At 66.9% G+C, this 12,406-nt stretch carries 12 protein-coding genes; all 12 read left to right on the top strand.

What is annotated here, in order from left to right; all coding sequences use genetic code 11:
• The first annotated feature begins 122 nt into the window (after positions 1 to 122).
• The 12 genes from RCO38_RS02075 to trbJ all read left to right on the top strand — a co-directional run bounded on the left by RCO38_RS02075 (position 123) and on the right by trbJ (position 12,401).
• Complete coding sequence (locus RCO38_RS02075; protein ID WP_308326643.1) at positions 123 to 1,904, top strand: acyl-CoA dehydrogenase; 1,782 nt, start codon at positions 123 to 125, stop codon at positions 1,902 to 1,904.
• Positions 1,905 to 1,928: 24 nt separating this feature from the next.
• Positions 1,929 to 2,678, top strand: coding sequence for an electron transfer flavoprotein subunit beta/FixA family protein (locus tag RCO38_RS02070; protein ID WP_308326642.1), 750 nt, complete (start codon positions 1,929 to 1,931; stop codon positions 2,676 to 2,678).
• 1 nt (position 2,679) lies between these two features.
• Positions 2,680 to 3,612, top strand: a complete 933-nt coding sequence (locus tag RCO38_RS02065) for an electron transfer flavoprotein subunit alpha/FixB family protein (RefSeq protein WP_308326641.1) — start codon at positions 2,680 to 2,682, stop codon at positions 3,610 to 3,612.
• Positions 3,613 to 3,629: 17 nt separating this feature from the next.
• The gene (locus RCO38_RS02060) at positions 3,630 to 4,544 is read left to right on the top strand and encodes a LysR family transcriptional regulator (protein ID WP_308326640.1); all 915 of its coding nucleotides are present in this window, start codon (positions 3,630 to 3,632) and stop codon (positions 4,542 to 4,544) included.
• 25 nt (positions 4,545 to 4,569) lie between these two features.
• A complete protein-coding gene (locus RCO38_RS02055; RefSeq protein ID WP_308326639.1) occupies positions 4,570 to 4,797 on the top strand; it encodes an EexN family lipoprotein in 228 nt (75 codons plus the stop codon).
• Positions 4,798 to 5,014: 217 nt separating this feature from the next.
• Positions 5,015 to 7,018 (top strand): conjugal transfer protein TraG, encoded by a 2,004-nt coding sequence (locus RCO38_RS02050; protein WP_308326638.1) that lies wholly within the window; start codon positions 5,015 to 5,017, stop codon positions 7,016 to 7,018.
• Positions 7,015 to 7,461, top strand: a complete 447-nt coding sequence (locus tag RCO38_RS02045; protein ID WP_308326637.1) for a CopG family transcriptional regulator — start codon at positions 7,015 to 7,017, stop codon at positions 7,459 to 7,461. Before RCO38_RS02050 ends, RCO38_RS02045 begins: the two co-directional genes overlap by 4 nt.
• Positions 7,458 to 8,522 (top strand): P-type conjugative transfer ATPase TrbB, encoded by a 1,065-nt coding sequence (trbB, locus tag RCO38_RS02040; RefSeq protein ID WP_308326636.1) that lies wholly within the window; start codon positions 7,458 to 7,460, stop codon positions 8,520 to 8,522. Before RCO38_RS02045 ends, trbB begins: the two co-directional genes overlap by 4 nt.
• Positions 8,519 to 8,911, top strand: a complete 393-nt coding sequence (locus RCO38_RS02035; protein WP_308326635.1) for a TrbC/VirB2 family protein — start codon at positions 8,519 to 8,521, stop codon at positions 8,909 to 8,911. Before trbB ends, RCO38_RS02035 begins: the two co-directional genes overlap by 4 nt.
• Complete coding sequence (locus RCO38_RS02030) at positions 8,908 to 9,192, top strand: VirB3 family type IV secretion system protein (protein WP_308326634.1); 285 nt, start codon at positions 8,908 to 8,910, stop codon at positions 9,190 to 9,192. Before RCO38_RS02035 ends, RCO38_RS02030 begins: the two co-directional genes overlap by 4 nt.
• A 12-nt stretch (positions 9,193 to 9,204) precedes the next feature.
• The gene (gene trbE / locus RCO38_RS02025) at positions 9,205 to 11,676 is read left to right on the top strand and encodes a conjugal transfer protein TrbE (RefSeq protein WP_308326633.1); all 2,472 of its coding nucleotides are present in this window, start codon (positions 9,205 to 9,207) and stop codon (positions 11,674 to 11,676) included.
• Entirely contained in the window at positions 11,673 to 12,401 is a 729-nt protein-coding gene (trbJ, locus tag RCO38_RS02020) for a P-type conjugative transfer protein TrbJ (RefSeq protein ID WP_308326632.1), read from the top strand. The genes trbE and trbJ overlap by 4 nt, the downstream gene beginning before the upstream one ends.
• Positions 12,402 to 12,406: the final 5 nt, after the last annotated feature.

Below are 12,406 nucleotides of genomic sequence, written 5' to 3'. Positions count from 1 at the left end.
GCCTGAGAAATTCAGCCGCCCTGAAGCGGTTGATCGACCGGGCCTTGTCCTGATGGGTAGGGTCATGCATGGATGTATGCCCTATGGGGCTGACGGGTTGAACCCACAAAGAGGAGTAAGCAATGTCTACCTACGCCGCGCCCTTGCGCGACATGCTGTTCACGATGAAGGAAGTCGGAGGCCTGGATGCGATCTGTGCCCAGCCGGGCCATGAAGAAACCACGCCCGACCTGGTCGAGGCCATCCTGCAGGAGGCTGCCCACTACGCCGCCGGCGTGCTTGATCCGCTGAACCGCACCGGCGACGTGCAGGGCGCGCGCTGGCACGACGGCCAGGTCACGCCAGCCGATGGCTTTCGCGAAGCCTGGGCCAGCTTCTGCGAGAACGGCTGGAACGGCATGCCCGCTGCCACCGAATGGGGCGGCCAGGGCCTGCCCACGCTGGTGTCCACAGCCGTGCTGGAGATGTGGAAGTCGTCCAACCTCGCGTTCAGCCTGTGCCAGATGCTCACGCTGGGCGCGGTGGAAGCCATTGCGCACCATGGCAGCGACGCACTCAAGCACCGCTTCCTGGAGCCCATGGTCGAGGGCCGCTGGACGGGCACCATGAACCTCACCGAGCCCCAGGCAGGCTCCGACCTAGCCGCGCTGCGCAGCCGCGCCGTGCCCGAGGGCGACCACTACCGCGTCAGCGGCAACAAGATCTTCATCACCTGGGGCGAGCACGACATGGCCGAGAACATCGTCCACCTCGTGCTGGCGCGCCTGCCCGATGCACCGCCCGGCGTGAAAGGCATCTCGCTGTTCCTGTGTCCGAAGTACCTGGTCAACGACGACGGCTCCCTGGGCGAACACAACGATTTGACCTGTACCTCCATCGAACACAAGATGGGCATCCACGGCAGTCCTACGGCGTCGATGAGCTTCGGCGATGGCGGCGGCGCCATCGGCTATCTGGTCGGCGAGCCGAACCAGGGGCTGGCCTGCATGTTCACCATGATGAACCACGCACGGCTGAACGTCGGTCTGGAAGGCGTGGGCATTTCCGAGCGCGCCTACCAGCGCGCACGCGCCTACGCGCTGGAGCGGGTGCAGGGCAAGCCGCTGCTCAGGGCCAGCACCACCATCGCAGGCCACCCGGACGTGCGGCGCATGCTGATGGACATGAAGGCCCGCACCGAGGCCATGCGCGCATTGGCCTATTTCTGCGCCGGCCAGATGGACCGCGCCGCAGGCCACGCCGACGCGCAAGAGCGCGAGCAGGCACTGGCCCTGGTCGGCCTGCTGATCCCGGTGGTCAAGGGCTGGTGCACCGACAGCGCACAGGGCATCACGTCCGATGGTGTGCAGGTGCATGGCGGCATGGGCTATGTCGAGGAAACCGGCGCTTCACAGCACTTGCGCGACGCGCGCATCACGACCATCTACGAAGGCACCACGGGCATCCAGGCAAACGACCTGATTGGCCGCAAGCTGGCGCGAGAGGGCGGGCGCACGCTGAAGGCGCTGTTGGGCCGCATCGACGGCGATGCGCGCCGGTTGGTCGAGATGCCCGATGCCGCGCTGGCGCAGATCGGCGGCGTGTTAGCGGCTTCGGCGCGTGCGCTGGGGGGTGCGGCCGACTGGCTGCTGGCCCACGACGACCAACCAGCGCAGTGCGCGGCGGGCGCCGTGCCCTTCTTGCGGCTGGCGGGCACGGTGATCGGCGGCTGGCTGTCGGCGCGCATGGCCGAAGCCGCCACTGCGCAACTCGCGGCGAGATCGGGCGATGCTAGCTTTCTCGGCGCCAAGCGTGCCACGGCCAGCCACTACGCGGCGCATGTCCTGGTGCAGGCGCCGATGCTGCGCGACATCGTCACGGGCGGCGCCGCCAGCACGCTGGCCCTGGCGGACGATCAACTCTGAATGATCCTGAAAGGAAACCCTCCCATGAAAATCCTGGTTCCCGTCAAGCGGGTGGTTGACTACAACGTCAAGGTCCGCGTCAAGAGCGATGGCAGCGGCGTGGACATCGCCAATGTCAAGATGAGCATGAACCCCTTCGACGAAATCGCCGTCGAAGAAGCCGTGCGCCTGAAGGAAAAAGGCTTGGTGACCGAAGTCATCGCCGTCAGCTGCGGCGTGGCCCAGTGCCAGGAAACCCTGCGCACCGCCATGGCCATCGGCGCCGACCGCGCCATCCTGGTGGAGACCGATGCCGACCTGCAGCCCCTGGCCGTGGCCAAGCTCCTGAAGGCCCTGGTCGACAAGGAACAGCCATCGCTGGTGATCCTGGGCAAGCAGGCCATCGACGACGACGCCAACCAGACCGGCCAGATGCTGGCGGCCTTGGCCGACCTGCCCCAGGCCACGTTCGCCAGCAAGGTCGAGCTGTCCGCCGACAAGGCCAGCGTGACCCGCGAAGTCGATGGCGGCCTGGAAACCCTGCAGCTTTCGCTGCCCGCCGTCATCACCACCGACCTGCGCCTGAACGAGCCGCGCTACGTCACGCTGCCCAACATCATGAAGGCCAAAAAAAAGCCGCTTGACACCGTCAAGCCCGAAGACCTCGGCGTGGACGTGGCCCCGCGCCTGAAGACCCTGAAGGTCAGCGAACCCGCCAAGCGCGGCGCCGGCGTGAAGGTGGCCGACGTGGCCGCCCTGGTCGAGAAACTCAAGAACGAAGCGAAGGTGATCTGACATGACCGTACTCGTAATCGCTGAACACGACAACGCGACCATCAAGGGCGCGACGCTCAACACCGTGACGGCAGCCGCAGCCTGCGGCGGCGACGTGCACGTGCTGGTGGCCGGCCACAACGCTGGTGGCGCAGCCGCTGCCGCCGCGCAGATCGCCGGCGTTGCCAAGGTCATCCACGCCGACGGCGCCAGCCTGGCCCACGGCCTGGCCGAGAACGTGGCCGCCCAGGTGCTGGCCATCGCCGGCAACTACAGCCACATCGTGTTCCCCGCCACCGCCGGCGGCAAGAACGTGGCCCCCCGCGTGGCCGCCAAGCTCGACGTCGCCCAGATCAGCGACATCACCAAGGTGGTGAGCGCCGACACCTTCGAGCGCCCCATTTACGCCGGCAACGCCATCGCCACCGTGCAAAGCGCCGACAGCGTGAAGGTCATCACCGTGCGCACCACGGGCTTTGACGCCGCCGCCGCCACCGGTGGCAGCGCCGCCGTCGAAACCGCCGCTGCCGCCGCCGACGCCGGCAAGAGCAGCTACGTGGGCAGCGAGATCGCCAAGAGCGACCGCCCCGAACTCACCGCCGCCAAGATCATCGTCTCCGGTGGCCGGGCCCTGGGCAGTAAGGAAAAGTTCGACGAAGTCATCACCCCCCTGGCCGACAAGCTGGGCGCGGCCATTGGAGCCAGCCGCGCGGCGGTGGACGCGGGCTACGCCCCCAACGACCTGCAGGTGGGGCAGACGGGAAAGATCGTGGCGCCGCAGCTGTACATCGCCTGCGGCATCTCGGGCGCCATCCAGCACCTGGCGGGCATGAAGGACTCGAAGGTGATCGTGGCGATCAATAAGGACCCGGAGGCGCCGATCTTCAGCGTGGCCGACTACGGGCTGGAGGCGGACCTTTTCGCGGCTGTGCCGGAACTCGTCAAGGCCTTTTAACTTGGATGAGATACACCATGGAGCTTCGGCATTTGCGTTGCTTTATAGCGGTGGCCGAAGAACTTCACTTTGGCCGCGCAGCGGAAAAGCTGCACATCGATCAGTCCCCTTTGTCGCGCACCATCAAGGAGATAGAGGAAGAGCTCGGGGCGCAACTGTTCACGCGAACCACGCGAAGCACCCGCCTGACCTTTGCCGGAATGGCATTCCTGGAGCGGGTGCCGCGAATCTTCGAAGCTCTGAAACAGGCGTGTGACGGCGTCAAGTCCGCCGCCAGTGGGTTTCAGGGACAGTTGCGCATCGCTTTGTCCGATGGCATCACGCCCTCGCGAATGCCGACGCTGCTGGCACGGTGCCGAGAGGAAGATCCAGAGATTGACATTCGGTTATTTGAAGTGCCGTTGGACCAACAGATCAAGGGTCTGCACGATGACCTGTATGACGTCGGCTTTTCGATGGCCGAAGAGGTGGGCGACGGCATTGTGGTCAGGCCTGCGTGGGAAGACGAGCTGATGGTGGCGGTCCCAGCTCGCCATCCTGTGCTGGCCCACAAGCACGTTCCGTTGGAAGAAGTGTTGCGCTATCCGCTGGCGCTATGCGATCCGGCGATATGCGAAGGCCATGCACGCCAAGTTGATCGCGTTTTGCAGCGCTACGAGCAACAGCCACTGATCGCCCAGCGCGTGGCGTCCTATGAGGTGATGATGACCTTGGTCTCCGCCGGATTGGCACTTGGTTTGGCGGGCGCCGCGCACATTGCATCCGGCCGTGGGCCAGGTGTTGTGGCCCGGCGCTTGGCGGGCAAGTCGCAGATGCTGGCCACGTATCTGCTGCACCGTGACGTGGAGCCCTCCGAAATGCTGGCCCGGTTCATCGCACGAGTGGCCTCCATTGATTCGGCAGATGGCTCCAGCGCCGCCGAGGACTCCTGATCCACCTGCTGAAAGGGCCCAAGCCATGACCCGATTCCTGCCGCTGCTGATGGTCGCCGCACTGACGGCCTGTGGGCCATCCCAACCGACGGAAACCGTGGACTTCCTCGTGGCCCATCCTGAGCGCCTCAAGGAAGTCCAGCGCCTGTGCAAGGAAGACCGAGCAAAGGCCGGCGAGGAACTCTGTCGCCGTTCGGCCGAAGCCGCCAACCGGCGTTTCTTCGGCGATCGGCCGGAACAGAAATCCAAATAGCGCCTCTCGCCGTCGCCTGGCAGCGACAAAGTTCTCCCTGTTACCTCATCACGCCGCAGCGCGCTCGCGCATGCGGCGTTTCTATTGTGTACGCCGCAGCAAGAAGTCTGGCTTTTTGGGTCTGAATCTCCGCCATAACGGCCTTTGACCGGCCTGCACGCTCGCCTTGATCCTCAGCACTACGGCACGTCCCTGTGCCGTAGTAGGAGGTTGACCAATGCAAGGAACGAACGTGCTGTTCGGTCAGATCGCCGTGGTGTTCGGCATCGTGATCGCGGGTGTGTGGGGCGCCACGCAATGGACGGCCGCCGCACTGGGCCATCAACTGCGCCTGGGCTCGCCCTGGTTCGATTTCCTGGGCACGCCGGTCTATCACCCTTGGCGGCTGTTCGAGTGGTGGTTCTTCTTCGATGCCTATGCGCCGCAAGTCTTCGACAAGGGCGGTGCCATCGCGGGCGGCAGTGGCCTGCTGGCGGTGGTGGTCGCCATCGGCATGTCGATCTGGCGCTCGCGCCAGTCCAAACTGGTCACGACTTATGGCTCGGCGCGCTGGGCGAATGCGCAGGACATTCGCAAGGCCGGGCTGACAAACCCGGCCGGCGTCTTCCTCGGCCAGCACGATTGCCAGTACCTGCGCCATGAAGGGCCGGAACACGTCCTGACCTTCGCGCCCACGCGCTCGGGCAAGGGCGTTGGGCTGGTGGTGCCGACGCTGCTGTCCTGGCCCGCGTCCGCCGTCATCCACGACATCAAGGGCGAGAACTGGAGCATCACCGCCGGCTGGCGCTCGCGCTTCTCGCACTGCCTGCTGTTCAACCCGACCGATGCGCGCTCTGCGGCCTACAACCCGCTCCTGGAAGTGCGGCGCGGCGCGCATGAAGTGCGCGACGTGCAGAACATCGCGGACATTCTGGTGGACCCCGAGGGCGCGCTGGAGAAGCGCAACCATTGGGAGAAGACCAGCCACGCGCTGCTGGTCGGCGCCATCCTGCATGTGCTCTATGCGGGCGAAGACAAAACGCTGCGTGGCGTGGCGAATTTCCTCTCCGATCCGGCTTGCCCGTTCGAGTTGACCTTGCACCGGATGATGACCACGGCGCATCTCGGTGATGCGCCGCATCCGGTCGTCGCATCGGCGGCGCGCGAAGTCCTGAACAAGTCGGACAACGAGCGCTCGGGCGTGCTGTCTACCGCCATGTCCTTCCTGGGCCTGTACCGCGATCCCACGGTGGCCGAAGTCACTTCGCGCTGCGACTGGCGCATCGCCGACCTGATCGCAGCCGAATCCCCTGTGTCGCTGTACCTGGTGGTGCCGCCTTCGGACATCAGCCGCACCAAGCCGCTTATCCGGCTCATCTTGAACCAGATCGGCCGGCGCCTCACCGAATCGCTCGACGGCAGCGATGGCATCGCGCGCCGCCACAAGCTGCTGCTGATGCTCGACGAGTTCCCCGCGCTGGGTCGGCTGGACTTCTTCGAGACGACCCTGGCCTTCATGGCGGGCTATGGCATCCGCAGTTTCCTTATCGCGCAGTCGCTCAACCAGATCGACAAGGCGTATGGGCAGAACCATTCGATCCTCGACAACTGCCATGTGCGCGTGACGTTCGCCACCAACGACGAGCGCACGGCCAAGCGCATTTCCGAAACGCTGGGCACGGCCACCGAGTTGCGCGCGCAGCGCAACTATGCGGGGCACCGGCTGGCGCCTTGGCTGGGCCACTTGATGGTGTCGCGCCAGGAGACGGCCCGGCCGCTGCTGACGCCCGGCGAGGTGATGCAGCTGCCACCCGACGAGGCGGTGGTGATGGTGTCCAGCGTGGCGCCGATCAAGGCCAGGAAGCTGCGCTATTACGCGGACAGCAATTTCAAGCAGCGCGTGCTGCCGCCGCCTGCGCTCGCCTGTGGGCGCTATGCCGACGTTCCGCCAGCCCGGCCTGACGACTGGAGCGGGTTGGCGATTCCCGCTGTGCCTGCGGCCCCTGACATCGAAGCCATCCAGGGATTCGGTTCCACCGCCGACGACGGTGGTCCCCGCCGCCAACCCGAACTCTCCAAAACCGTCGCCTACGACCCCGGGCTGTCCGTGCCTGCAGCCGACCTCGCGCTGCTCGATGACGAAGACGACACACCGCTTCCCCTTCCGCGCCAGTTGGACCCGGCTCGGCAGCGCACGGCCCGCCTGGCATCCCTCGACCCTGACGACGGAATCGACCTATGAGCCAATACCGCCTCAACTTGTTCATCCAATCCGAGCACGCCAGGCGGCTCGACGAACTGGCCGCCAAGAAAGGCGTGTCCAAGTCCAGCATCGTCGCCGCGGCCTTGGCGTCCTGGCTGTCGCCCGATGCCGCCGACCAGCGCGAGGCGGCCATTGCCAAGCGGCTCGATCGCCTGTCCCGCCAGGCCGAGCGCCTGGAACGCGACCAGAACATCCAGATCGAGACGCTGGCGCTGTTCATCCGCTACTTCCTGACCGTGAGCACGCCGGTGCCCGATGCCCATCAGGAAGCCGCCCGCGCGCAGGGCAAGGCGCGCTTCGAGCAGTTCGTGGAGCAGTTGGGCCGTCACCTGCTGCGCGGGCGCAGCCTGGTGCGCGACGTGGTGGAAGAGCTGCATCCCGATCCCTCGCGCTTGGATGAAGTGCAGGAACGCGCCTCATGAGCGCCGTTCCTTCGTCCTCCTTCACCGCCACCGCGCTGGACCGCCGCATCCGCATGCTGCGCACCGCGATGGGACCGCTGCTCGCCGCCGCGCTGGAAGACCCGGACGTGGTGGAAATCATGCTCAACCCCGACCGGACGCTCTGGATCGACCGGCTTTCCACGGGCCGCGCACCGATGGGCGTGGAGCTGCCCGAGGCGGACGGCGAACGCATCATCCGCCTGGTGGCTGCCCACGTCGGCGCGGAAGTGCATCGCGGCCAGCCATTGCTGACGGCCGAACTGCCGGAAACCGGCGAGCGCTTCGAGGGCATCCTGCCGCCGGCAGCGCCCGGGCCGGCCTTCGCGCTGCGCAAGCGCACCGTGGGCGTGATCCCGCTGTCGCGCTACGTCGAGGACGGAATGATGACCGCCGATCAGGCGGGTTTGCTGGTGCGGGCCGTGCGCGAGCGCCACAACATCCTGATCGCGGGCGGCACCAGCACGGGCAAGACCACGCTGGCCAATGCGCTGCTGGCCGAGATCGCCGCCACGGGCGACCGCGTGCTGGTACTCGAAGACACCATCGAGCTGCAATGCGCGGCGCGCGACCACGTGCCGCTGCGCACGCGCCAGGGCGTGGTGTCGATGCAGGAGCTGGTGCGCTCGTCCATGCGCCTGCGCCCGGATCGCGTGGTCGTGGGCGAAGTGCGCGGCCCCGAGGCGCTGGACCTCATCAAGGTCTGGGGCACGGGCCACCCGGGCGGCATCGCCACCATCCATGCCGGCTCCCCGCTCGGGGCGCTGCTGCGCCTGGAACAACTGATCCTCGAAGTGGCGATGAACCCGCCGCGTGCGCTGATCGCCGAGGCGGTCAACGTGGTGATCCACATCGCCGGGCGCGGACGCAAGCGCCGCATCGAGAGCATCGCCCGCGTCGCCGGTTTCGACGGCGCGGGCTATCACCTGGCGGACGCGCTGGAAGCGCCATTTCCCGAGCTTCCCGAGCTGCCGCTGGTTTCCCTCGCAGCCCCCGCCGCTGCGCCTTTCCTGTCCCCTGACTCACCTGGAGAACTGCCATGACGCAGATGACCATTCCTACTTTCCGTGTTTCCGTCAATCCGCCTCCCCACCTGTCCGGCTTGGCACGGCTGCGCACCCTGGCCCGCCCGGCGGGGCAAGGGCTGCTGTTGGCCGCGCTGATGCTGTTGCTGGCCGGCACGGCACAGGCCGCCGGCTCCTCGATGCCCTGGGAAGGACCGCTGCAGTCCATCCTCGATTCCATCCAGGGGCCGGTGGCGCGCATCGTGGCCGTGATCATCATCATCGCCACGGGTCTCACGCTGGCCTTCGGCGACACGTCGGGCGGGTTTCGCAAGCTGATCCAGATCGTGTTCGGCCTGTCCATTGCTTTCGCCGCGTCCTCGTTCTTCCTGAGCTTCTTCAGCTTCTCCGGCGGGGCCGTCGTATGAGTGCCCCGGACACCTTCGCGGCCGGGTTCGCCCGTGGGTTCGAGATTCCGCTGCATCGGTCTTTGACCGAGCCGATCCTGCTGGGCGGCGCCCCGCGCACCGTGGCCATTGCCAACGGCACGCTGGCCGCTGCTGTCGGGCTGGGCCTGCAGCTGTGGATTCCGGGCGTCGTGCTGTGGCTCGCCGGGCATTCGCTGGCGGTGTGGGGTGCGCGCGTCGATCCGCAGTTCATGCAGGTCTTTGCGCGGCACATCAAGCACAAGCCGCTGCTGGACGTGTAGGGGGATGCTGCGATGCTGAACCTTGCCGAATACCGCCAGCGGCCCGCGCTGCTGGCCGACTGGTTGCCCTGGGCAGGGCTGGTGGCACCGGGCATCGTCTTGAACAAGGATGGATCGTTCCAGCGCACGGCGCGCTTCCGTGGTCCCGATCTGGACAGCGCCACGCAGGGCGAACTGATCGCCACGTCGGCGCGCTTGAACAACGCGCTGCGCCGGCTGGGCTCGGGCTGGGCGCTGTTCATCGAAGCCGAGCGCCGGCCGGCGGCGGGCTATCCCCATTCCGACTTTCCTGAACCGCTGTCCTGGCTGGTGGACGAGGAACGCCGCGCCGCATTCGAGGATTCGGGCAACCACTTCGAGAGCGGCTACCACCTCACGCTGGTGTACCTGCCGGCCGAGGAGTCGCGTGCGCGCGCAGCGGGACTGCTATACGAGAACCGTCCGACCGAAGGCGTGGACTGGCGCGAGCGCCTGACCGCTTTCGTCGCGGAAACGGATCGCGTCTTCGACCTGCTCGACGGCGTGATGCCGGAAATCGCCTGGCTCGATGACAGGCAGACGCTGACCTACCTGCATTCCGCCATCTCGACGCAGCGCTATTCGCTGGCGGTGCCCGAGGTGCCGTTCCACATCGATGCGCTGCTGACCGATTCCGCACTGGTCGGCGGCCTGGCGCCCATGCTGGGCGACCAGCACCTGCGCGTGGCCACGGTGCGGGGTTTTCCGACCTCGACCTGGCCGGGGATTCTGGACGATCTCAACCGCCTGGGATTTGCGTATCGCTGGAGTACGCGTTTTCTGTGCCTGGACAAAGCTGAGGCGGAAAAAGAGCTTTCCCGCCTGCGCCGGCAGTGGTTCGCCAAGCGCAAGAACGTCATCGCGCTGCTGCGCGAAACGATCTTCCAGCAGGAGAGCCCGTTGGTGGATACGGACGCCAGCAACAAGGCCACCGACGCCGACGCGGCCTTGCAGGAGTTGGGCAGCGACCAGGTTTCCTTCGGCTACCTCACCGCAACGGTGACGGTGCTCGACGCCGACCCGGCCGTGGCCGATGAGAAGCTGCGCATGGTGGAGCGCGTCATCCAGGGCCGGGGCTTCGTGACGATTCCCGAAACCTTGAACGCGGTCGATGCGTGGCTGTCTTCGATCCCCGGCAACGCCTACGCCAATGTGCGCCAGCCCATCGTCTCGACGCTGAACCTGGCGCACCTGATGCCGGTGTCCGCCGTGTGGGCCGGACCGGAGAAGAGCGAGCATTTGGGCGGCCCGCCGTTGATCGTCACGCGCACCGATGGCGCCACGCCATTCCGGCTGGTGACGCACATCGGTGATGTGGGCCACACGCTGGTGGCCGGGCCGACCGGCATGGGCAAGTCGGTCTTGCTCGCCACGCTGGCGATGCAGTTCCGCCGTTATCGCGGCTCGCGCATCTTCGCCTTCGATATGGGGCGCTCCATGCGCGCCACCATCCTGGGCCTGGGTGGCGAGCACTACGACCTGGGCACGGATGGCGAGATCGCCTTCCAGCCGCTCGCCCGCATCGACCACGAGGGCTACCGCACCTGGGCGGCGGAATGGGTGGAAGGTCGGCTGGCGCACGAAGGCGTGGCGGTTGGTCCCGATGAGAAAGCCGCCATCTGGTCGGCGCTGGGAAGCCTTGCCGGTGCGCCGCTGGAGCAGCGCACCATGACGGGCCTGGCGGTGCTGCTGCAATCGAACGCGCTGCGCCAGGCGCTCGCGCCCTACGTGCTGGGTGGCGCCCACGGCAAGCTGCTGGACGCCGACCGCGACCGGCTGGGCATGGCCGACGTGCAGTGCTTCGAGATGGAGGAGCTGATGCACAGCAAGGCCGCTGTCATGGCCGTGCTGGGCTACCTGTTCGCGCGTTTTGATGAACGCTTCGATGGCGCGCCCACGCTGCTGATCCTCGACGAGGCCTGGCTGTTCCTCGACGACCCGGTGTTCGCGGCGCGCATCCGCCAGTGGCTCAAGACGCTGCGCAAGAAGAACGTCTCGGTGATCTTCGCCACGCAGAGCCTGGCGGACATCCAGGATTCGAGCATCGCGCCGGCCATCGTGGAAAGCTGTGCGAGCCGCATTTTTCTGCCCAACCCGCAGGCCACCGAACCGCAGATTCGCACGATCTACGAGGGTTTCGGGCTCAACACCCGCCAGATCGAGATCGTTGCCACAGCGCAGCCCAAGCGCGACTACTACTACCAGTCGCGCCTCGGCAATCGCCTGTTCGACCTCGACCTGGGGCCGGCGGCGCTGGCCTTCGCGGGCGCCTCCACGCCGCAGGACCAGCGCGCCATCGACGAGGTTCTGGGCCACGCCGGCGCGCCCGGCTTCGCGCTCGCCTGGCTGCGCCATCGCGGCCTCGATTGGGCGGCCGACCTGCTGCGCGCGTTCCCAGGCCTTGCGCCGCTGGCGCCTCATGTTTCCCCTCGCTTCGCTGACCACCCCCAGGAGAACTTGCCATGAAGAAACGCCTTCTCGCCGCCGCCATCGCGGCCATGCTGTGCACGGTGTCCCCCGTGCAGGCGCAATGGGTCGTGATCGACCCCACGAACCTCGTGCAGAACACGCTGACCGCGATCCGCACGCTGGAGCAGATCAACAACCAGATCCGGCAACTGCAGAACGAGGCGCAGATGCTCATCAACCAGGCGCGCAACCTGGCCAGCCTGCCGTTCAGCGTGGTCAGCCGGCTGCGCAGCAACCTGGCGACCACCCAGCGGCTGATCGCCCAGGCCAGGGGCCTGGCCTACGACGTGGCGAACATGGATCGGGAGTTCGCGCGCCTGTACCCCGAGCAGTACGCCGCCACCGTCAGCGGCGACCAGATGTACCGCGATGCGCAGGAACGCTGGAAGAACACGCTCAATGGCTTGCAGACCACCATGCAGATGCAGGCCCAGGCGTCGCAGAACCTGAGCGACGACGAAGGCGTGCTGGCCGATCTGGTGGGCCAGAGCCAGTCCGCAGTGGGCGCGCTGCAGGCGATGCAGGCGACGAACCAGTTGCTGGCCTTGCAGGCCAAGCAGTCCATCCAGGCGCAACGGCTGCAGCTCACGCAAGACCGGGCGGCCTCGCTGGAACTGGCGCGGCAGGCAGCGGCGGCCGAGCGCGGGCGCGAGGTGACGCGCCGGTTCCTGGGCAGCGGCACGCCGTACACGCCGCAGTCGGTGAACTTCTACGGCAACTGACGCGC

This window comes from Hydrogenophaga pseudoflava, assembly GCF_031020795.1.
Taxonomy (GTDB): domain Bacteria; phylum Pseudomonadota; class Gammaproteobacteria; order Burkholderiales; family Burkholderiaceae_C; genus Hydrogenophaga; species Hydrogenophaga pseudoflava_A.
Note: the sequence above shows the minus strand (reverse complement) of the source record. Positions and strands in the feature narration are given on the sequence as shown.

Coding starts and splice junctions, on each gene's coding strand:
- RCO38_RS02030 (WP_308326634.1), top strand. CDS start 8,908: ATGAGTGCCCCGGACACCTTCGCGGCCGGGTTCGCCCGTGGGTTCGAG.
- RCO38_RS02045 (WP_308326637.1), top strand. CDS start 7,015: ATGAGCCAATACCGCCTCAACTTGTTCATCCAATCCGAGCACGCCAGG.
- RCO38_RS02055 (WP_308326639.1), top strand. CDS start 4,570: ATGACCCGATTCCTGCCGCTGCTGATGGTCGCCGCACTGACGGCCTGT.
- trbJ (WP_308326632.1), top strand. CDS start 11,673: ATGAAGAAACGCCTTCTCGCCGCCGCCATCGCGGCCATGCTGTGCACG.
- trbE (WP_308326633.1), top strand. CDS start 9,205: ATGCTGAACCTTGCCGAATACCGCCAGCGGCCCGCGCTGCTGGCCGAC.
- RCO38_RS02065 (WP_308326641.1), top strand. CDS start 2,680: ATGACCGTACTCGTAATCGCTGAACACGACAACGCGACCATCAAGGGC.
- RCO38_RS02035 (WP_308326635.1), top strand. CDS start 8,519: ATGACGCAGATGACCATTCCTACTTTCCGTGTTTCCGTCAATCCGCCT.
- RCO38_RS02075 (WP_308326643.1), top strand. CDS start 123: ATGTCTACCTACGCCGCGCCCTTGCGCGACATGCTGTTCACGATGAAG.
- trbB (WP_308326636.1), top strand. CDS start 7,458: ATGAGCGCCGTTCCTTCGTCCTCCTTCACCGCCACCGCGCTGGACCGC.
- RCO38_RS02060 (WP_308326640.1), top strand. CDS start 3,630: ATGGAGCTTCGGCATTTGCGTTGCTTTATAGCGGTGGCCGAAGAACTT.
- RCO38_RS02070 (WP_308326642.1), top strand. CDS start 1,929: ATGAAAATCCTGGTTCCCGTCAAGCGGGTGGTTGACTACAACGTCAAG.
- RCO38_RS02050 (WP_308326638.1), top strand. CDS start 5,015: ATGCAAGGAACGAACGTGCTGTTCGGTCAGATCGCCGTGGTGTTCGGC.